15 protein-coding genes and 1 pseudogene are annotated in these 20,795 nt (G+C 52.3%); 8 read left to right on the top strand and 8 right to left on the bottom strand.

Features of this window, described 5'->3' with window-relative positions:
• Positions 1-113 precede the first annotated feature (113 nt).
• The 3 genes from ACSF8W_RS16945 to priA all read right to left on the bottom strand — a co-directional run bounded on the left by ACSF8W_RS16945 (position 114) and on the right by priA (position 4,230).
• On the bottom strand, positions 114-692 hold the full coding sequence (locus ACSF8W_RS16945; protein ID WP_500848377.1) for an SPOR domain-containing protein: 579 nt from the start codon (positions 690-692) through the stop codon (positions 114-116).
• Positions 693-850: 158 nt separating this feature from the next.
• Entirely contained in the window at positions 851-1,855 is a 1,005-nt protein-coding gene (cytR, locus tag ACSF8W_RS16950; RefSeq protein ID WP_500848378.1) for a DNA-binding transcriptional regulator CytR, read from the bottom strand.
• A gap of 173 nt (positions 1,856-2,028) precedes the next feature.
• Positions 2,029-4,230: a primosomal protein N' gene (gene priA, locus ACSF8W_RS16955; protein ID WP_500848379.1), complete on the bottom strand. Its 2,202-nt coding sequence runs from the start codon at positions 4,228-4,230 to the stop codon at positions 2,029-2,031.
• A 236-nt stretch (positions 4,231-4,466) separates the two neighbouring features.
• On the opposite strand from priA, the gene rpmE reads away from it, so the two are divergent.
• Positions 4,467-4,679, top strand: coding sequence for a 50S ribosomal protein L31 (rpmE, locus tag ACSF8W_RS16960; protein WP_428475969.1), 213 nt, complete (start codon positions 4,467-4,469; stop codon positions 4,677-4,679).
• 172 nt (positions 4,680-4,851) lie between these two features.
• On the opposite strand, the gene metJ is transcribed toward rpmE, so the two are convergent.
• On the bottom strand, positions 4,852-5,169 hold the full coding sequence (gene metJ, locus ACSF8W_RS16965; RefSeq protein ID WP_047875497.1) for a met regulon transcriptional regulator MetJ: 318 nt from the start codon (positions 5,167-5,169) through the stop codon (positions 4,852-4,854).
• A gap of 180 nt (positions 5,170-5,349) precedes the next feature.
• On the opposite strand from metJ, the gene ACSF8W_RS16970 reads away from it, so the two are divergent.
• From ACSF8W_RS16970 to metF, 3 genes are all read left to right on the top strand, one after another.
• Positions 5,350-6,519, top strand: coding sequence for an O-succinylhomoserine (thiol)-lyase (locus ACSF8W_RS16970; protein ID WP_500848380.1), 1,170 nt, complete (start codon positions 5,350-5,352; stop codon positions 6,517-6,519).
• On the top strand, positions 6,516-8,933 hold the full coding sequence (locus tag ACSF8W_RS16975) for a bifunctional aspartate kinase/homoserine dehydrogenase II (protein ID WP_500848381.1): 2,418 nt from the start codon (positions 6,516-6,518) through the stop codon (positions 8,931-8,933). Before ACSF8W_RS16970 ends, ACSF8W_RS16975 begins: the two co-directional genes overlap by 4 nt.
• A gap of 281 nt (positions 8,934-9,214) precedes the next feature.
• A complete protein-coding gene (gene metF / locus ACSF8W_RS16980) occupies positions 9,215-10,111 on the top strand; it encodes a methylenetetrahydrofolate reductase (RefSeq protein WP_500848382.1) in 897 nt (298 codons plus the stop codon).
• Between the two features lie 99 nt (positions 10,112-10,210).
• Here the strand turns inward: metF and ACSF8W_RS16985 are convergent, their stop codons facing one another.
• A complete protein-coding gene (locus ACSF8W_RS16985; protein WP_428475973.1) occupies positions 10,211-10,774 on the bottom strand; it encodes a PadR family transcriptional regulator in 564 nt (187 codons plus the stop codon).
• A 414-nt stretch (positions 10,775-11,188) separates the two neighbouring features.
• Positions 11,189-13,819, bottom strand: a complete 2,631-nt coding sequence (ppc, locus tag ACSF8W_RS16990; protein ID WP_500848383.1) for a phosphoenolpyruvate carboxylase — start codon at positions 13,817-13,819, stop codon at positions 11,189-11,191.
• Between the two features lie 638 nt (positions 13,820-14,457).
• On the opposite strand from ppc, the gene argC reads away from it, so the two are divergent.
• The 4 genes and pseudogenes from argC to argH all read left to right on the top strand — a co-directional run.
• Entirely contained in the window at positions 14,458-15,471 is a 1,014-nt protein-coding gene (gene argC, locus ACSF8W_RS16995) for an N-acetyl-gamma-glutamyl-phosphate reductase (protein WP_500848384.1), read from the top strand.
• Positions 15,472-15,487: 16 nt separating this feature from the next.
• On the top strand, positions 15,488-16,267 hold the full coding sequence (gene argB, locus ACSF8W_RS17000; protein WP_500848385.1) for an acetylglutamate kinase: 780 nt from the start codon (positions 15,488-15,490) through the stop codon (positions 16,265-16,267).
• Positions 16,268-16,416: 149 nt separating this feature from the next.
• Positions 16,417-17,625 carry an argininosuccinate synthase gene (locus tag ACSF8W_RS17005; RefSeq protein WP_428475977.1) on the top strand — a complete coding sequence of 403 codons (1,209 nt, stop codon included), beginning with the start codon at positions 16,417-16,419 and terminating at the stop codon, positions 17,623-17,625.
• 72 nt (positions 17,626-17,697) lie between these two features.
• A pseudogene (gene argH / locus ACSF8W_RS17010) lies at positions 17,698-19,095 on the top strand (argininosuccinate lyase); the annotation flags it as partial.
• 84 nt (positions 19,096-19,179) lie between these two features.
• Here argH and ACSF8W_RS17015 read toward each other — a convergent pair.
• Both ACSF8W_RS17015 and ACSF8W_RS17020 read right to left on the bottom strand, forming a co-directional pair.
• Positions 19,180-20,373: an ISL3 family transposase gene (locus ACSF8W_RS17015; RefSeq protein WP_500847551.1), complete on the bottom strand. Its 1,194-nt coding sequence runs from the start codon at positions 20,371-20,373 to the stop codon at positions 19,180-19,182.
• A 51-nt stretch (positions 20,374-20,424) separates the two neighbouring features.
• Positions 20,425-20,700: a DUF3624 domain-containing protein gene (locus ACSF8W_RS17020; RefSeq protein ID WP_500848386.1), complete on the bottom strand. Its 276-nt coding sequence runs from the start codon at positions 20,698-20,700 to the stop codon at positions 20,425-20,427.
• Between the last annotated feature and the right edge of the window lie 95 nt (positions 20,701-20,795).

Consider the following 20,795-nt stretch of genomic DNA (forward strand, 5'->3'; position numbering starts at 1 on the left):
TACCCATTAATCTGGGGTTGGGGGGAGGCGGTTTCAAGGGGAAGAAAAAGAAAAGGATGCCGAAGCATCCTTTACGCATGAGGGCGCGGGGCCTAGTGGCCTGATAAATCGGGTTATTCCCAGTACCAGATGGCACACGGTTCAATCCCGACACGGCGCAGCTGGTTACGATCGCTCTCGGCTTTCCGCTTTTGCGGATACGGACCAAGGATGACGCGGTACCAGACGCCTTTTTCGCCTTGGCTGATCTTGATCTGGCTGGTCAGCCCTTGGAAGGCAATCATGGCTTTGCGCTCATCCGCCTGCGTTTTGCTGCGGTAGGCGCCACACTGCATCAAGTAAGGACGGGTAGGGGCTTGTTCTTTCTTCTCTTCTACCTGCACTTCTTTATTTTCCAGCGCTTCAATATAACGCCATTTTTCTTCCGGTTTGGGCGGTAACGTCACCGCTTTCGCTGGAGGCGTTGGGGTCGCTTTGGGCGCACGGGTAACGGGAGTATCAACCGAGGTTGGCGTTGGTGTGACCGGCGTGGGCGTGCTGGAAATATAATAGAGGCCGAAACAAAACGCCCCGACGCAGCACGCCGCAATGATCGTGCTCTTCAGGGGAAAACCACGTTGCGGTGCAGGGGCCTTTCGGTTAGCCGTTTTTTTCGCTGCACGGCCGCGTTTTACATAATCTTTGGTAGCCACGATGATGATGGGTCAATCAATGAATAGGGGGGCCTATGTTACAAAGTTGCGCCATCACTGGCTATAGCTGGGGGCGGTTCTGTGTCAGAAGTCAGTGAAATTTGAGGGGGATATTGTGAGCTTATGCGCAAAACATAAGCTCATGTATCCATTGTGGATCAATTGGCGGGTGGCGCGGCACTTTCTCGGATCACCAATTTCGCATCGAGCAGGCGTGAGCCAGAGGCGATATCTTTGCCCCTGAGGATGTCGAGTAACATCATCATGGACTGGCGGCCGATTTCATAGCGCGGCTGAGACACGGTGGTCAACGGGGGATCGCAATATTCCGCAAACTGAATGTCATCAAACCCGACAATGGAAATATCCTGCGGGACGCGGAAACCCAGACGCTTGGCTTGCTGCATGGCACCGATCGCCATGACATCGTTATGGCACAGCAGGGCCGTGGGTGGCTCAGGCAGTGACAATAACGCGGTGACCGCACGTGCACCACCGGCAAAGGTGAAATCACTTCTGGCGGTATAGGCTGGATTGAGCTCCACGCCGGCACGGCGCAGGGCTTGCTGGTAACCTTGAATACGGAATTGGCACAAGGTCGCGCCTTCCGGTCCGGCAATTTGAGCAATGCGCTTGTGGCCCATTTGGGTCAAGTAGTTCACGGCTTCAAAGGCGGCAGTCAGGTTGTCGATATGTACAGTGGGTAGTTCAAGCTCGGGGGCAAATTCACAGGCCATGACCATTGGCGGCAGGTTTTTCTGTTCCGGTTTGCTGACATCGAACGGGAGATCGGTGCCAAGCAGGAGCATGCCGTCCGCTTGTTTGGTGAAAACGAGATTAACGAATGAATTTTCGCGGGTTTTTTGTTGCCCACTGTCACCAAGCAAGACCAGGTAGCCGTGCTCCATCGCTGCTTCCTCTATCCCGCGAATGATCTCTGTAAAGTACGGATCACAGATATCGGGGACAATGGTGACGATGGTTTTTGATTCGTTGCGACGAAGATTCCTAGCCAGTGAATTGGGTGAATAGCCAGCATCCATGACAGCTTGCTCAACCTTCTTCCGAGTTGAGGCCGACACTTTCTCCGGGTTCATCAAGGCACGGGAAACCGTGGCCGTTGAGACGCCGGCGAGCTGGGCAACATCCTTCATTGTCGCCATAGTTACTGTTCCTCTCTATTATAATTCTCTCTTAACCGCTGAAGGATCATGGCCAAATCGGGGCTGATACCTGAAACAGCGAGCATGCTATTGTAGGCGGTATGCCGGTGATTAAACATGCTTAGAACAACATAAATTACATCCCTCACGTGATTTGTATCGCATTGTTCATTTTAAGTTAAATCCTGCGGTTCCACATCGATCGACCAGCGGATTTTCTTCGCCAGTGGCAGCAATTGGATTGCCGGTTTTGCAATGCTGATCCACTGCTGCAGGGTCTTTCTGCTCGGCGCTTGCAGCAACAGTTGCCAGCGATAACGTCCCGCGCGGCGAGCAAGTGGCGCGGGGTTCGGCCCCATCACCATAGTCTCATTGTCATACACCGGACTGGTTTCCAAAATTCCCCGTACTTGCTGGAAAAACTGTTCGACCAAGGCATTGTCGTTGGCTTCAGCGCGCAACAGGGCCAAATACGTGAACGGCGGTAGCCAGGCTTGTTTGCGTTCCGTCAGTGCCCCTTGGGCAAAGTGATCGTAACCCTTATAGAGCAACGCCTGCAGCAGGGCATGTTCCGGATGGTGGGTTTGCAGTACCACTTCCCCCGGTTTGCTGGCGCGTCCTGCACGGCCAGCAACCTGCGTAAACAGTTGGGCGAGGCGTTCAGGCGCGCGAAAATCGTTACAGAACAGGGCGCTGTCGACATCAAGCAGGGCTACCAAGGTCACGTCTGGGAAATGGTGGCCTTTGGCGAGCATCTGCGTGCCAATCAAAATTTGGTATTCGTTGTTACGAATGGCTTCGAGGTAGCTTTCCAAGCTGCCTTTGCGGCGGGTGCTGTCGCGGTCAATACGCACCGTGCGGTAGTCCGGAAACAGGGTAGCCAGTTGCTGCTCTAACTGCTCAGTACCAACGCCTACCGCATTCAGTTGGGTGGATCCACATTGGCCACATTGCAGCATCATCGGCCGCTGGGTCGCACAGTGATGGCAACGCAATTCGCCACTTTGCTGGTGGAAGGTGTAATAGGCATCGCAACGTTTACACTCGGCCAGCCAGCCACATTCGTGGCAGATCACCGCCGGCGAAAAACCGCGGCGGTTAAGGAATAACATGACCTGATTGCCGGCCTGTAAATGGCTACGCATACGGGCGATCAACGGGGCAGATAAGCCGGCTTCCAAGTACAGCCCTTTGACATCCAGTACGCCATGGCGGGCGGGCTTGGCGTGACCAGCACGTTGCGACAAAGTCAGGTGATGGTACTTGCCGCTTTTGGCATTGTGCAGGGTTTCTAATGCTGGCGTGGCAGAGCCTAATACAATCGGAATGCGTTCCTGACTGGCGCGCATCACGGCCAAATCGCGGGCATGGTAGCGTAGGCTGTCCTGTTGTTTGTACGAGCCGTCGTGTTCTTCATCGACAATGATGACCCCCAGATTCGCAAACGGGGTGAACAAGGCTGAACGGGTACCAATGATGATCCCCGCTTGATTGTCGCGTCCGGCAAGCCATGCCACCATGCGTTCGGTGTCGTTTAAGCCTGAGTGAATAGTTTGGAGCGGCACATTGAAGCGACGACGGAAGCGGTTGATGGTTTGCGGTGTCAGGCCAATTTCCGGCACCAAGATCAAGGCTTGCTTGCCTGCCGCCAAGATCGGTTCGAGTACATTGAGGTAGACCTCGGTTTTTCCCGAACCGGTCACCCCTTCCAACAAATAACAGCCAAAGGCATCTTGTGCGTTTACCGCAGCCACGGCCACTGCCTGTTCTTCATTCAGACGGGGCTTTTCTTCGGTGACGGCAAAATCGGGCAGCCAAGGACGCAAGGCTTGTTGCTCTATGACGCTTTCAATCCAGCCTTTCTTCGCCAACGTGGTGAGGGTGGCGGCAGTGATGTCTTCGGCCAGTAAGGCTTCATGGCTCACTTTTCCTCGGCGCAGTGCCTGCAATACTTGTTGCTGACGCGGGGCGTTTTTCAGCGTGGTTGCCGCCTGCTCTTGCCCGCTGGCGGTGAGTTGCCAGACTTTTAAACTCGCGGGTGACGCTTCACGGCCTTTGCGTAGCAGGGCGGGCATGGCGTTGGCCAAGGTATCGCCCAGCGGGTATTGGTAAAAGCTGCTGGCCCAGGTCAGTAGGTTGAATAATGGCTTAGGCCACAAGGGGGCACTGTCGAGGACCGCTGTGATCGGCTTGAGCTGCTCGCGTGGGAAATCGGAGTGATCGGTCAGCGTGATCACCACGCCTACTAAGTGTTGACGGCCAAACGGCACCTTAACTCGCCCGCCCATTACAGGATGCTGGCCGGCTTTGATCAGGTAATCAAATTGTTTGTCGAGAGGGACAGGCAGTGCCACACGGGCGATGTTGGGCGTCATATTAAACCGCGAAATGAGCAGGAACTAAGAGAGGGCAGTGTACCTCGGCAAAGGGCCTGCGGCAAAGGCGTGACTAAAGCGGTGAGGATTTGTTGATTTTGGCAATATGATTGATTACTATACGCCGCCTAATTTGGTGTATTGGAAATTGCCAATACACTGACTATTTTTTAATGACGTGTGGTGCCCGGCTTAGGATCGGGAGAGCGACACGGCCTTACTTTTGAGGTTATCCCATGAAACAAGGTATTCACCCAGAGTACTCTCCAGTAAACGCACGTTGTTCTTGTGGCAACACTTTCGTCTTCAACTCTACTATGACTAAAGACGTTAACCTAGACGTGTGTGACAAATGTCACCCATTCTACACTGGTAAGCAGCGTGTAGTTAGCTCTGGTGGCCGTATCGACAAATTCAACAAGCGTTTTGGTGCTCTTACTACTAAGTAATTGCCCGCTTGAGTGTCGTAAAGAAGGAACGCAATTGCGTTCCTTTTTTTATGCCTGCGATTTGTCGGCCTTGTGGGCGGCAGTGGGTATCGTGTATCGGTGCTTCTCGACAGACAGGCACAAAAAAACCAGCCTTAGGCTGGTTTTTTTGTTTGCATCGCTTGGTGAAGACTTATTCGTTAATGTCTTCGTATTTGATGCCCATTTCTTCCATCAGGCTTTTGGCCTCAGCGGGCAGATCATCCGGGCGATCTTTGCGGATGTCATCATCCGTTGGCAGCGGCTGGCCGGTGTAGGCGTGCAGGAAAGCTTCACACAATAGCTCGCTGTTGGTGGCGTGGCGTAAGTTATTGACCTGACGGCGTGTACGCTCATCAGTCAGGATTTTTAGCACCTTCAGTGGGATCGAAACCGTGATCTTTTTTACTTGTTCGTTTTTCTTTCCGTGTTCCGCGTATGGACTGATGTATTCGCCATTCCACTCTGCCATTGTTAACCTTCTCAGCGATGTTAGATTGAAGAAATAGTAATAGACCTGAATTCTAGCGGGATTTACCGCTACAAGCAAAGACATATAGACGTCTGGAAGTGTTGACGTCTTTTGTGAATGTGGTTATGTTGTTGCATAATCGTTATTCATCATCGGGTTCACCCTACAAGGATAGTAAATATGAGTGACCAGAAGCTTGCTACCGTTGCCGTTCGCGCCGGCATCGATTCGGATACACAATTTAATGCGGTGGTACCGCCACTGTATCTGACCTCGACATACAGCTTCCCCCAGTTGGGTGAGGTGCCTACATTTGACTATTCTCGTTCCGGTAACCCGACGCGCAATACCTTGGCGGATGCCCTGGCGACCTTGGAAGGGGGCGCCGGTGGGGTGGTGACCAACTGTGGTACCGCCGCGATGAACTTGCTGGTGTCTGCGTTATTAGGTCCGGATGATTTGATTGTCGCGCCGCATGACTGTTATGGCGGCACGTACCGTCTGTTTGATACTCGCGCCCAAAAAGGCGACTTCAAGGTCTGCTTTGTTGATCAGACCGATCCCCTCGCATTGGCGGACGCATTGGCGAAAAAACCCAAGCTGGTGTGGGTCGAAACCCCGTCGAATCCGCTGTTACGCATTGTCGATGTTGCTGAGTTATGTGCCGCTGCCCATCAAGCCGGTGCATTAGTGGCGGTGGATAATACGTTCTTATCGCCAATCCTCCAACAACCACTTGCGCTTGGTGCCGATTTTGTTGTCCATTCTACCACTAAGTACATTAACGGCCATTCCGATGTGCTCGGCGGCGTGCTGATCGCTAAGACACAGGCGCACGCTGAAACCTTGGCGTGGTGGGCGAACTGTATCGGTGCGACCGGTGCCCCGTTTGATGCCTACCTGACATTGCGCGGGTTGCGCACTCTGGCCCCTCGCATGCGCATGCATGAAGAGAACAGCGCCCAGATTTTAGCGTACCTTCAGCAGCAGCCGTTAGTGGGCACGCTTTACCATCCGAGCCAGCCTGATCATCCCGGCCATGACATCGCCCTGAAGCAACAAAAAGGCTTTGGCGCGATGCTGAGTTTTGAAATTAACGGCAGCATGGCCCAGTTGGAAACGTTTGTGCGTGAGCTGAAGTGTTTCTCGTTGGCGGAATCCTTGGGCGGCACGGAAAGCCTGATTTGCCATCCGGCCAGTATGACTCACCGTGCGATGTCGGATGACGCGCAGGCCGAAGCGGGTTTGAACACCTCGTTACTCCGGTTGTCGGTTGGATTAGAAGATCCGAGTGATTTGATTGCAGACTTGGCGCAGGCCTTTGCACAGGCAGAGAAGGTGGCAGTATGACGGCGATAAGCGGACGGCAATTACATAAATTCGGTGGCAGCAGTTTGGCCGATCCCGCCTGTTATTTACGGGTGGTGACGATCCTGCGTGAGTATTCGGGGGCGAATGACTTGGTGGTGGTCTCTGCTGCGGGCAAGACGACCAATCAGTTGATTGAGTGGGTGTTGCAGCTGGAGAAAGACGGCCGACAAGCCCATGAAACCCTGCAAGCTATCCGCGCGTTTCAGCAGCAACTCATCGAAAGCTTGCTGGACGGCGAAGCGGCGGATGCCTTACTGACACAATTACATTTTGAACTCGGTGAGCTGGCGCGTTGGGGGGAAAGCCCATTGTGCGAGGCGCAAGTGGCGAGCGTGCTGGGTCACGGTGAAGTCTGGTCAGCCCGTTTACTGGCCGCGCTACTGACCCAACAACAATTGCCCGCAACCAGTGTCGATTCACGGTTATTCTTGCGAGCAGAACGCGCCGCGCAGCCGGAAGTGGATCGCGGTCAGTCTTGGCCCTTGCTGCAAGAGCGGCTTGCTCAGCACAATCAGCACCGTGTTGTGATCACCGGTTTCATGGCGCGTAATCAAGCGGGTGAGACGGTTTTATTGGGCCGTAATGGCTCGGACTATTCTGCCACGGTGATCGGCGCGTTGGCGGATGTCACGCGCGTGACGATCTGGAGTGATGTGGCCGGTGTCTACAGTGCCGATCCCCGTAAAGTGGAAGATGCGTGTTTACTGCCGCTATTGCGCTTAGACGAAGCCAGTGAACTGGCCCGTTTAGCTGCGCCGGTGCTGCACAGCCGTACCTTGCAGCCGGTGGCACAAAGTGCGATTGATCTGACGTTGCGTTGTAGCCATGAGCCAGAATCCGGTTCAACCCGGGTTGAACGTGTGTTGGCGTCCGGCCGTGGGGCGAAAATCATTACGTCGTTGGATGACGTGTGCTTGATCGCGCTGACGATCCCCCGTTCACACGACATGGCATTGGTGGAAGCCGAGTTAGAACGTATTTTATCGCGCGCCCAATTGCAGCCGCTGGCGCAGAGTGTGGAAGCCGATAAAGGCCGGATCCAACTGGCCTATACCGGTGAAGTGGTCAACAGTGTGCTGGCTCTGTTGCAAGACAGCGGTGTCGCGGCGGAATTGCGTTTACGTGATGGTTTTTCGTTGGTGGCGGCCGTGGGGGCGGGTGTAGTGAACAATGCCATTCATTGCTACGGCTTTTATCAGCAGCTAAAAGGCCTGCCGGTGGAATTCATGGCCGAATCGCGCTCTGGGTTGAGTCTGGTGGCGGTACTGCGCAAGGCCGATACCGATCGCCTGTTGCCGCGTATTCACCAAAGTTTATTCCAAGCCCAAAAACGGATTGGTTTGGTGCTGTGTGGCAAAGGTAACATTGGCAGCCGTTGGTTGAGCTTGTATGACAGCCAGCGCGTGGCGTTAGAGAAGCGCCATGGCATGAGTTTTACCTTGATTGGGGTGGTCGACAGCAGCCGATTGTGGATTGATCTGGCGGGCATTGAACCGCAGAAAGCCCTCGATCATTTTGATGATGTGGCACAAGCCTATCAACCGGGGGCCTGGATCGACACGTTGGCCGCCCACGACTACGACGATGTGATCGTATTGGATGTCACGGCCAGTGCCGAATTGTCGGCGCGCTACCCGCAAATTGCGGAAGCCGGATTGCATTTGATCTCGGCGAACAAGGTGGCCGGCTCAGCCAGTGGCGAGCAGTATCACGCGGTGATTGATGCGTTTGCCAAGAACAGCCGCCTGTGGCTTTACAATGCGACGGTGGGGGCGGGCTTACCGGTTAACCATACCGTGCGGGATTTGTCGGAGAGCGGGGATGTCATCATCGCTTTGTCCGGGATATTCTCGGGCACCTTGTCATGGTTGTTCCAGCAGTATGATGGCAGTATTCCGTTTTCTCAGCTGGTGGAACTGGCGTGGCAACAAGGGCTCACGGAGCCGGATCCGCGGCATGATCTTGATGGCAGTGACGTGATGCGCAAGCTGGTCATTTTGGCTCGCGAGTCCGGTTTGGCGCTGGAGCCTGAACAGGTAAAAGTAGAAAGCTTGGTGCCGGCCAGTTTGGCAGAACTCTCTCTTGATGCTTTCTTTGAGCAAGCGACCGAGTTGGATGAGCTGCTGTTAGAGCGGTTAGTCAAAGCCCAGAAAGAAGACAAAGTGCTGCGCTATGTCGCGCGTTTGGATCGCCATGGCAAAGCCGCCGTGGGGGTGGAAGCCCTGCCGGCAGAGCATGCGCTGGCGAACCTGCTGCCGTGCGATAACATTTTTGCCATTGAAAGCCGTTGGTACCGAGAAAACCCGTTGGTGATCCGTGGTCCGGGGGCGGGGCGGGATGTCACTGCTGGGGCATTGCTGTCGGATATCAACCGATTGGCGGGCATGTTATAGCGGGCGTTATGCTTCATGCCAGTGAGCCGGCAGGGTAACACTCGGCCGTGTTTCTCTTGGTTAGTTGATTGTTTCAATAATAGATTTAAGCCCGTGTTTTGCGGGCTTTTTGCTATGTGTTGACGTGAAAATCCTGCAACTTCAAGTTGAGAAATATTCATGATCATCAGGTTGACATTGAATTGGTTACAATACATCCTGTAGACATATAGACGGCTAAACGGATGTTTTGCGTCACGGTTCAGGGAGTGGCCAACGGCCAACACAGAAAGGAAGGGATTATGGGCTATTCATACGCAGGCCAGTTGGACGTACTCAATCAGAATATTGCTGATTTAGATGGCAATATTAACGTGTCATTTGAATTTTTCCCGCCAAGCAGCGAGCAGATGGAGCAAACGCTGTGGCAATCCATTCACCGTCTCAAAACCCTGAAACCAAAATTTGTTTCTGTGACCTACGGGGCCAACTCAGGGGAGCGTGATCGCACCCACTCCATCATTAAAGACATTAAAGATCAGACCGGCTTGGTCGCTGCCCCACACTTAACCTGTATCGATGCCACGCGTGATGAACTGCGTACCATTGCCCGTGACTATTGGAATAACGGTATTCGCGATATCGTCGCACTACGGGGGGATTTGCCACCACAAGGCGGAAAGCCGGACATGTATGCAGCCGATTTGGTGGCGCTACTGCGTGAAGAAGCGGATTTCGATATTTCTGTGGCGGCGTATCCAGAAGTGCACCCTGAAGCGAAAAGTGCCCAAGCGGATCTGATTAACTTAAAGCGCAAAGTGGATGCGGGCGCGAGCCGTGCCATTACCCAATTTTTCTTTGATGTGGAAAGCTACCTGCGTTTTCGTGACCGCTGTGTCGTGGCGGGCATTGATGTGGAAATTGTGCCGGGGATCTTACCCGTTTCGAACATGACACAGGCCAAGCGTTTCGCATTGGCGAATAACGTGAAAGTACCGGGTTGGTTGGAAAAACAGTACGAAGGGCTAAATGATGACTTGCTGAGCCGCCAGATGGTGGGGGCGAGTAATGCCATGGACATGGTGCGCGTACTTAGCCGAGAAGGGGTGAAGGACTTCCATTTCTACACCTTGAACCGTGCTGAACTGACGTACGCGATTTGCCATACCCTTGGCGTACGCGCAGAGCAGGAAGCGTAATCTTGTCATCCTCATTGTGTTCCCCGAAAGGGGAAAGCCAAGCATAAAAAAAGCCGCATTTCTGCGGCTTTTATTATGATTGCGACATGCAAAAAGGAATTACAGGGCCACGGCGCTACCAGGCGCATCCATGTCTTTTAATTCCACCAACACTTCTTCCGCCCAATCAATCCATGCTTGACGATTGTGAATCGCACGACGTAGTGTTAGACGATCAAGACGGGATTGACGATCCATGTTGCGGTAATCCGCAAAATGGACGTTTTCCATCTCATTGTAATGGTTTAGCAAGGTGTGTGATTCTTCAATCAACCCTTCAAGTTGCTGCTGCATTGGGGTGGAGTTATAGACCCCACACACCACCAATTTGGCAGAAAACTCATCACGAATGGTTGGGTTTTTGGCTGACTCTTGGAACCACTGAAACAGGGCTTGACGACCGAGATCGGTAATCGAATAGACTTTTCTATCCGGCTTGCCGTCCTGTGGCTCCAGTTTGCACGTCACTTGATCATGACTGGCCATCTTATTGAGCTCACGGTACACCTGCTGATGACTGGCTTTCCAGAAATAACCGATGCTGTGTGAAAACTCTTTAGTGATATCGTAACCTGTGGCATCGCGGCTGCTCAGCACAGTTAAAATAACGTGTGGTAGTGACATCTCTTCTATCCGTTAAAAATACTACAAAAAGAAACTCAACCAGGCAGGCGTGAATGCCAGAACAATGCCCTTCCGCTCTATGGCGTTATTATAATCATATTGTTGCAGTGCCTGATCAAGATCACGTAGCATACACATCAAACGAGAAATTAGCGATATCAGAGCGAAATATCGAGAAAATCAGATGTAACCAATTTCTCGTCTTGTGATGCCGGTCTATCTATTGCTTTTTTTCACTATGCAAACAGGTTAAATTCATCTGTGTTCACACAGCGCCTTTTTACCCTAGCCGAGGCGTAAAACATCCAGTGTCTTATTATTGAGTCAGAGTGAGATAAGTGGCATAAATGGGGATTTTTAGAATAAAAAAAGGCCACATGATGTGGCCTTTTTTAGACAGCTTGCGCGGGGTTATTAGCCGGTGTTACGCATACCGGTTGCGATCCCTGCGATGGTGACCATCAGGGCTTCTTCAAGCATCGGAGAGACAGTCTCTTGCTGACGGGTGCGGTACAGCAATTCCGCTTGTAGCATGTTCAACGGCTCGATGTAGATATTACGCAGGCGAATAGACTCTGCACCCCACGGGTTTTGCTCCATCAAGTGCGCGCTGTTTTCCACAGTAAGTACTGCTTTGATATCGCGCTGCAGCTGATCGCGCAGTTGCTGACCCAGTGGCCACAACGATTCATCCGTCAGACGCTGATCGTAGTATTGCGCAATGCCCATGTTGGTCTTGGTGAACACCATTTCCAGCATACCAAGACGGGTCGAGAAGAACGGCCATTCGCGGCACATTTCTTCGAGCTGCGCGGCATGACCTTGATCGATGGCATACTGGATCGCTTCACCTGCACCCAGCCATGCTGGTAGCAGTAAGCGGTTCTGACTCCATGCAAAAATCCATGGGATCGCACGCAAGCTTTCGACGCCGCCGTTCGGGTTACGCTTGGCGGGACGCGAGCCTAATGGCAGTTTACCGAGTTCCAGTTCTGGTGTGGCTGCGCGGAAGTAAGGCACAAAGTTTTCGTTACTGCGTACCACGTTACGGTACGACTCGCAGGATACCTCTGACAGCACATCCATCAGTTTACGCCAATCTTGCTTCGGTGCGGGTGGCGGCAGTAAGTTTGCTTCCAAAATGGCACTGGCGTACAGGCTCAGGCTGTTCACTGCGACTTCCGGTAAGCCCAGTTTAAAGCGGATCATTTCCCCTTGCTCGGTCACGCGTAAGCCGCCTTTCAGGCTGCGTGGCGGTTGAGACAATAGCGCAGCATGCGCAGGGGCGCCCCCGCGGCCAATCGAGCCACCACGACCGTGGAACAGGGTCAGCTCCACGTTGGCATTTTCACACACGGCCACTAAGGATTCCATGGCGTGATACTGTGCCCAGCCGGCAGACATGACGCCTGCATCTTTGGCGGAATCGGAATACCCGATCATCACCATCTGGTGGTTTTGAATAAAGCCTCGGTACCAGTCAATGTTCATTAATTGGGCGATGACCGATTCGGCGTTATTCAAGTCTTCCAAGGTTTCAAACAATGGACAGACATCCATGCGGAACGGGCAACCAGCTTCTTGCAATAGCAGGTGAACGGCCAGCACATCGGAGGCGGTACGTGCCATCGAAATGACATACGCCCCTAGGGCTTCACGAGGCTGCTCAGCAATCGCCTTGCACGTGGCAATGACTTCACGCACTTCATCTGACGGTTCCCAGTCACGCGGCAACAGTGGGCGCTTAGAGGCCAGTTCACGGACCAAAAACGCAATTTTGTCTTGCTCACTCCACTGATCATAATCGCCCAGTCCCAGATAACGGGTCAGCTCTGAGATCACGTTCGAGTGGCGGGTACTTTCCTGACGAATATCCAAGCGTACAAGGTGGACGCCGAAACATTTGACGCGGCGCAGTACATCCAGCAGTAGGCCGTCAGCAATGATGCCCATGTCGCACTCATGCAGCGACTGATAACAGGCGTGCAGCGGTGCCCACAGTTGATCGATATGATCAATGATGCCAAAGCTTGGGACGTCCAGTCCTTTGATTTGGGCGTCCAAGACATCGCGGGTGTGGGTCAGCTTACTGCGCAGATCTTTTAAGAGGGCACGGTACGGTTCGTGTTCATCACCGGCCAGTTCTCGGACCTGATCATTACAACGTACCATCGACAGTTCGTTTACCAACTCTTGAATGTCTTTCAGATACAGATCAGCCGCTTTCCAACGTGACAGTAATAATACTTCACGGGTCACGTTAGAGGTGACAAACGGGTTACCGTCGCGGTCGCCCCCCATCCAAGATGAGAAGGTGACGGGAGAGGCATCAATCGGTAGGCCTTCGCCTAAGTGTTGCTCCAGTTTTTCATCAAACTGGCGCAGGAATTCGGGTACGGCTTGCCACAGTGAATTTTCAATCACCGCAAAGCCCCACTTCGCTTCATCTAAGGGGGTCGGGCGTTGCTGACGGATCACGTCAGAGTGCCACGCTTGCGCGATCAGCTGCTCAAGGCGGCGCTCAACGCGTTGGCGTTCACCGGCAGAGAGTTCACTGAGTTCAAGTTGGGACAAGCATTTGTTGATTTGCACCAGCTTGTGGATCATGGTGCGGCGTGCAATTTCGGTCGGGTGGGCGGTTAACACTAAGTCGATGTTAAGGTCGCGTACCGCTTGAAGGGAATCTAATTGGCTGACGTCTTGGTCGGTGAGCTTCGCGAACAAGGCATCAATGGAGTCTGGGCTGCAGATATGTTCTTCGCTGTGGCGAGAAACGGTATGGTACTGCTCGGCAATATTGGTCAGGTTCATGAACTGACTGAAGGCACGGGCAACCGGGAGTAACTGATCATCCGGCAGGTTTTGCAATTCTTCGATCAGCTTGGCGCGATCGTCATGATTGCCTGCACGGGCCGATTTAGACAGTTTACGGACGGTTTCGACCTTGCTCAGGAGTTCTTCACCGTGCGCATCCTTGATGGTATTGCCCAGCATGTGGCCAAGCATACTGACATTGCTTCTCAGCGCGCTGTACTTTTCGTTCATATCGCATCCATCTCGTAAGTTTATTACATCCAATTACAGTCTTGTAAGCACACAATCTAGCCGTGATCCCACTTTGAGGTCAACATCCATTGTATTTACCGCCAAGAAAACACCGCTGCATTGATTTTTGTCATAATTTGAAATTAATCATGTAACAAATTTTCGTAACTCTGTGGAAATAAAGCACAAAATGCGCGTGCTTCTTATTCGTTTCGTCTTATCTATTGTCATTTCTGTCATTGGTAGAGCATTGTACTGCTTGAATGTCAGCGTGACGAAAGGGTGACCGGTACCCGTCCTCTAAAGATGGCTTTTTTTTCATCAATTTACCGTTCAACGGTTGACAGGTTAAGCAATAATAAGTAAACATATAAATTCATAGGATGTGAATAAAAATACTGATTGCTGGGATCTATACCGCATAACGATGTGAATGGCCCACAACAGTTTGACTCTTGCTCGATGAGGAATTTGTTAACATGAGCCAAGCGACCCCGTTTTACCCCCTCTCTCTTCGACGACGCTAAGTCTTCATTGCTTGGCGCCGTTTCGCGCCCTTCAGGCAACCGTTGTTGCCTGTCAACACGAACACAGTCACGAACGACACCTTCTCCCCACAAGATAAAGACGGATCGAATATGTTGAACACCCTGATTATAGGTGCCAGCGGCTACACCGGTGCTGAGCTGGCCAAGATGGTACATGACCACCCCCACCTTGCATTGCAGGGCCTGTATGTGTCGGCCAACAGTGCCGATGCGCACACCCCGATCAGTGCTTTGCACGGTCAGCTGAAAGGCATTGTGGATTTGCCGTTGCAACCACTGGATAACCCGGAGGCGATTGCACAAACCGCCGATATCGTACTGTTGGCGACTGCGCATGAAGTCAGCCACGATCTCGCGCCTATTTTTCTGGCGGCAGGCTGTCAGGTGTTTGATTTATCCGGTGCGTTCCGGGTGAAGGGTGACAGCTTCTATACCCAGTATTACGGTTTCGCTCATCAATACCCGGCGTGGGTCGACCAAGCGGTGTACGGTTTAGCGGAGTGGAATCATGCCGCGATTGCCCAAGCGCAGTTGGTGGCGGTGCCGGGCTGTTATCCCACGGCCGCACAGTTAGCGTTAAAACCGCTGTTGGAAGCTGGGTTGATCAATATCGCGCAATGGCCGGTCATTAATGCGGTCAGTGGCGTGACCGGTGCCGGACGTAAAGCGACCATGAATAACAGCTTTTGCGAAGTGAGCTTTAAAGCGTACGGGATTTTCACTCACCGTCATCAACCTGAAATTGCCGCGCATTTGGGCCAAGACGTGATCTTCACGCCGCACCTTGGCAACTTTAAACGTGGGATCTTAGCCACGATCACCGCCAAGTTAGCCGACGGCGTCGATGAGTCGCAGGTCGCCGCGGCGATGGCCAACGCTTATGGTACTGCCAGCGATAAACATGCCGTGCGTTTGCTGGGCGATCAACCGGTTGAAATCCAGAGTGTTGTGAACACTTGTTTCTGTGACATTGGCTGGCACTTACATCAGGGTCACATTGTTTTAACCTCGGCAATTGATAACTTATTAAAAGGGGCGTCGTCGCAAGCGATGCAGTGCATAAATATTCGGAACAATTTTCCGCAGTTAACCGCGTTAGTGTAGGGTTGGGAGAGTCGAGATGAGTCAGGGTCCTTTAGTCATCAAATTGGGCGGCGCCGTGCTGTCGTGCCATGAAACGTTAGAGAAGTTGTTTGGTGCTATTCGTCTTTATCAGCAGCAAGCGCAGCGTCCGTTGCTATTGGTGCACGGTGGTGGCTACTTGGTGGATGATTTGATGGCGAAGCTGCAGCTGGAAACGGTCAAAAAAGCCGGCTTGCGTGTCACGCCTGCGGATCAGATCGGCTATATCGCCGGGGCGCTGGCTGGGACGGCAAATAAGGTGCTGCAAGGCCAAGCCATGAAAGCGGGTGTGGCCGCAGTGGGCATGAGTCTGGCCGACGGCGGCCTGTGCTCTATCACCGAATTGGATCCTGAACTGGGGGCGGTCGGAAAAGCCGCACCGGGTGACAGCACCTTGATGGCCCAGATCATGGCGAACGGCTTTTTACCCATCATCAGTTCGATTGGGCTGGATGCTTCGGGGAACCTGATGAACGTCAATGCTGATCAAGCGGCGGTGGCGGTGGCGGCGGCCTTGGATGCGGAATTGGTACTGCTGTCTGACGTAAGTGGTGTATTGGATGGCAAAGGGCATTTGATCCCGGCATTGAATGAAGAGAAGGCAGAAAGCCTGATCCAACAAGCGGTGATCACTGACGGCATGATTGTCAAAGTGCGCGCGGCCTTTGAGGCGGCCAAAGCACTGGGGCGCCCGATTGAAGTGGCGACCTGGCGTTACCCGGAAAAACTGGGCGCGCTGTTTAACGGCGAAAGTATTGGGACCAAATTTTCAGTGTAGCCCAGCATGCGCACGGCAGTGTGTGTCTTGCGCATGCGAAATCCCTTTTTTGATATTTTTTAAGACATTTTTTAAGACAACCTTTTAGACACTATTTAAGACAGTAGCCTGAGCGGGACGATCGCCGAGCAGGTAAGCAGGAGAGCATTATGAGTCAGGTAAAAAAAGTAGTATTGGCCTATTCCGGCGGTCTGGACACATCAGCCATCATTCCTTGGTTGAAAGATAACTATGACTGTGAGGTTGTGGCGTTTGTGGCCGATGTCGGTCAAGGTGCCGCTGAGCTGGAAGGGATTGAAGCCAAAGCGTTGGCCTCCGGTGCGTCGGCGTGTTACGTCGCCGATCTTAAAGAAGAATTGGTTGCCGATTATATCTACCCGACACTGAAAACCGGTGCGGTGTATGAAGGTAAGTACCTGTTGGGTACGTCAATGGCGCGTCCGATCATTGCCAAAGCGCAAGTTGCGTGTGCATTGGAAGTGGGGGCGGATGCCTTGTGTCACGGTTGTACCGGTAAAGGTAACGACCAAGTGCGTTTTGAAAGCTGTTTTGCCGCGCTGGCACCGCAGCTAAAAGTGATTGCACCGTGGCGTGAGTGGGACATGCGTAGCCGTGAAGATCTGCTTAATTACTTGGCGGAGCGTGATATTCCTTGTAGTGCCTCGCGCGCCAAAATCTACTCGCGTGATGCGAATGCTTGGCATATCTCCACCGAAGGCGGTGTGCTAGAAGATACGTGGAACGAACCGGATGCAGAGTGCTGGGCATGGACCAAAGATCCAGAAGAAGCACCGAACACCCCTGAATTGGTGACGGTCAGCATTGAGAAAGGCCAGATTGTCGCGGTAGATGGTGAAGCGATGTCACCGTACAACGTGTTGGTTTACCTTAATAAAAAAGGTATCGAGCACAGTGTCGGTCGTATCGACATCGTGGAAAACCGTATGGTCGGTATGAAGTCGCGTGGTTGTTATGAAACCCCGGGCGGCACCATCATGATGGAAGCCTTGCGTGCGGTTGAGCAATTGGTGCTGGATAAAGAGTGCTTTGATTTCCGTCAGACCGTTGGGCTGAAGTTCTCACACCTTGTCTATGATGGCCGTTGGTTCACGCCGCTGTGTCAGTCATTGTTGGCCGCGGCCGATGTGATTGCGCAAGAGGTGACCGGTGAAGTGGTACTGAAACTGTATAAAGGTAACGTGACCGCGGTACAGAAGCGTTCTGATAACAGCCTGTACTCAGAAGAGTTTGCGACCTTCGGGGAAGATGAAGTGTACGACCAGAGCCATGCTGAAGGCTTTATCCGTCTGTACTCGCTGTCGAGCCGTATCCGTGCATTGAATGGGCTGAAAAAATAAGTCTGCCATTCGCATAATAATACGATCCAAGACAACACCAGTCAGTTGAGTAAGTAGCATAGGAGAAGAACCATGGCACTCTGGGGTGGGCGGTTTAGCCAAGCCGCTGATACGCGGTTTAAGCAATTTAATGATTCATTGCGGTTTGATTATCGATTGGCCGAGCAAGACATTGTCGGCTCCATCGCATGGTCAAAAGCCTTGTATCACGTTGATGTGCTGACCAAAGATGAGCAGCAAACACTGGAGTTGGCGCTCAATGAGCTCAAGCTAGCGGTCATGGACGATCCTGCGCAGATCTTGCGTTCGGATGCGGAAGACATTCACAGCTGGGTTGAACAGCAGCTGATCAACAAAGTGGGCGACTTAGGTAAAAAGCTACATACCGGTCGCTCACGTAACGATCAGGTGGCGACGGATCTCAAGCTGTGGTGTCGTCAGCAAGGGCATCAGTTACTGTTGATGCTCGATCATTTGCAACAGCAATTGGTCTCGGTTGCCCGTGATCACCAAGGCACCGTCCTGCCGGGGTATACCCATTTGCAGCGGGCGCAGCCGGTGACGTTTGCCCATTGGTGTTTGGCTTATGTGGAAATGTTTGAACGTGATTATTCACGTTTGCACGATGCGCTGGCACGTCTGGATACCTGTCCGTTAGGCTCGGGAGCCTTGGCGGGGACGGCTTATCCGATGGACAGAGAAGCTTTGGCACACAGCTTGGGCTTTCACCGTGCGACCCGTAACAGTCTGGATTCGGTCTCTGATCGTGATCACGTGATGGAACTGCTGTCGACAGCATCGATTTCGATGTTGCACTTGTCGCGCATGGCGGAAGATTTGATTTTCTATAATTCGGGCGAGTCCAATTTTATTGAATTGGCCGATACCGTGACGTCGGGTTCGTCGTTAATGCCGCAAAAGAAAAACCCCGATGCGTTGGAGTTAATTCGTGGTAAATGTGGTCGCGTCTATGGCGCGATGACGGGCATGATGATGACCGTGAAAGCACTGCCGCTGGCGTACAACAAAGACATGCAGGAAGACAAAGAAGGCTTGTTTGATGCGTTAGACAGCTGGTACGAATGCATGGAAATGGCCGCATTGTGCTTTGACGGGATTCAGGTTAATCACGAACGGACGTTGGAAGCGGCGATGCAAGGCTATTCCAATGCGACTGAATTGGCCGATTACTTGGTTGCAAAAGGGATCCCATTCCGCGAAGCACACCATATTGTGGGTGTGGCGGTGGTGGCTGCAATTGCTAAAGGCTGTGCGTTAGAAGCGTTGTCGTTGGCTGAGATGCAGACGTTCTCACCAGTGATCGAGGAGGATGTGTACCCGATCTTGACCATCGAATCGTGTTTGGAAAAACGCAGTGCCTTAGGCGGCGTTGCACCGTTCCAAGTGGCGCATGCCATTCATCAGGCGCAGATGCGCTTGACTGAACGCAATGATGCCAGTGTAAAAGTGGACGTCTGATCGGAATACGCTCGATGGCTAGTATTTGAGACTGCGTTGATGAAGCTCGCCCTCAGTGGCGGGCTTTTTTTTGGTTCATCGCGGCTTTCCGGGGAAAGCCGCTTTGATCTTTAAGAAGAAGTAATCGGTATCTCGGTAACCATAGCCCATCCGTTTTATTAATTTTATCTTGTTATTGATCCCTTCAAGCGTACAGGTGTTCAACGGATAGCGTGCTGAAGCGGTAATCCCATGAAGGTAAGGACTGAGCTTTCGGGCAAACTCTTGTAGGGGTTTAATTCCACTTTCATTGACTTGAGCCCACCACACCTTCCATAAGCTCTTTGCCTGATGCTCTGACTCACAACGCCAGAGTTCCTTCAACTGTGCGCCCAATACATAGGTCGTCATCAAGTCCTTATTTATCTCCAATATTTCATTGAGATAGCTGTTCTGCTGTGTATTTAAATTATCTCTATTTTTCAATAATACCCAGCGTGACCGCTTTACCCATTGCCTCGCTTTCTTATCATGTTTTAGCTTATTGGCTTGGTCGACTCTGACTCTATCCATCACTTCTCGACCGAACTTTGCTACAACGTGGAACAAGTCATAAACAATACGTGCATTTGGGCAATGCGCTTGAACCTCAAGATCAAAAGCCGTATTCATATCCATGGCTACCGCTTCGATATTCTTGCCATGTTCGCCTAACAACTCGAAGAATGGTCGTATATCTTTGCGGCTGCGACCTAGACCAATCCAGATAACCTGATGACTTTTCGCATCTGCAATGACAGTGGCGTAGCGGTGCCCCTTAAAAATGGCGAACTCATCCATGACGAGTTGCCTCAATTCACCCCATTTAACTTGAGGTACCACTTGTTGAAGCCGGCGCTTATCTATCTCTTTGATGGTGTGCCAATGCACTCCTGTCATCTCGGCGATATGCTTGATCGGCAAAAGAGGCAGCAGTTGTTCGATATAACTTCGCATGCGATTGGTGATACGAGCATAAGGCTCCAGCCAAGATAATCGCTCCGTTCTAATACCGCAGTGACTGCATTTAATCCGCCGAGTTTGAACAAAGAGTTCAACTGGCGTTCCAAGCAGCGTTGCTTCCTTCACGTTACGCCATTGGTACTCATGCACGGATTGAGCATTAAGTCCGCAAGGGCACTTTGCGATAGAGTGAGGTTCAAGCGTGAGCGTAATAAGTGATGCAGTCTGATGAGACTTTACTATCTGAAAGCCTTCCCAGAATGAAGATAGGAAAGTATGATTCGGCATGAAAACGGTAGTTTGTGTTGGTTTTGTTTGGCGATAAAACTCTATCACTTACTACCGTTTTTGTTTTGAGTTCCCGCTTATCCGCGATGAACCTTTTTTTTGCGTGCGGATCTGCTTGGCACGTAGTAGGTGGGCGAGCAGCAAAACGGTGGTACTGCAGGCGGCCACAAACAGCGTAATGGCTTCGACGGTGTGGGCGCGGTGGGCGTAAAACAACCCCCAGATCAGCCAACAGAGCGGGCTGGCGATGGTTAATTGGATCATGCAGCGTCGGCAGCGACCGAGTTTTTGCATGAAAATTGAGGATGAACAGGCGCGGCAGCCCATGTCGGTTCCTTAATAGAGATCGTCAAATAACGTGAGAGGGCACAGCATAGCATGTGTGCCGGGTATGTGAGAGAGGGCCTTGTAAGGGGAGTGGG

It is taken from the genome of Photobacterium sp. 270122K (assembly GCF_059941365.1).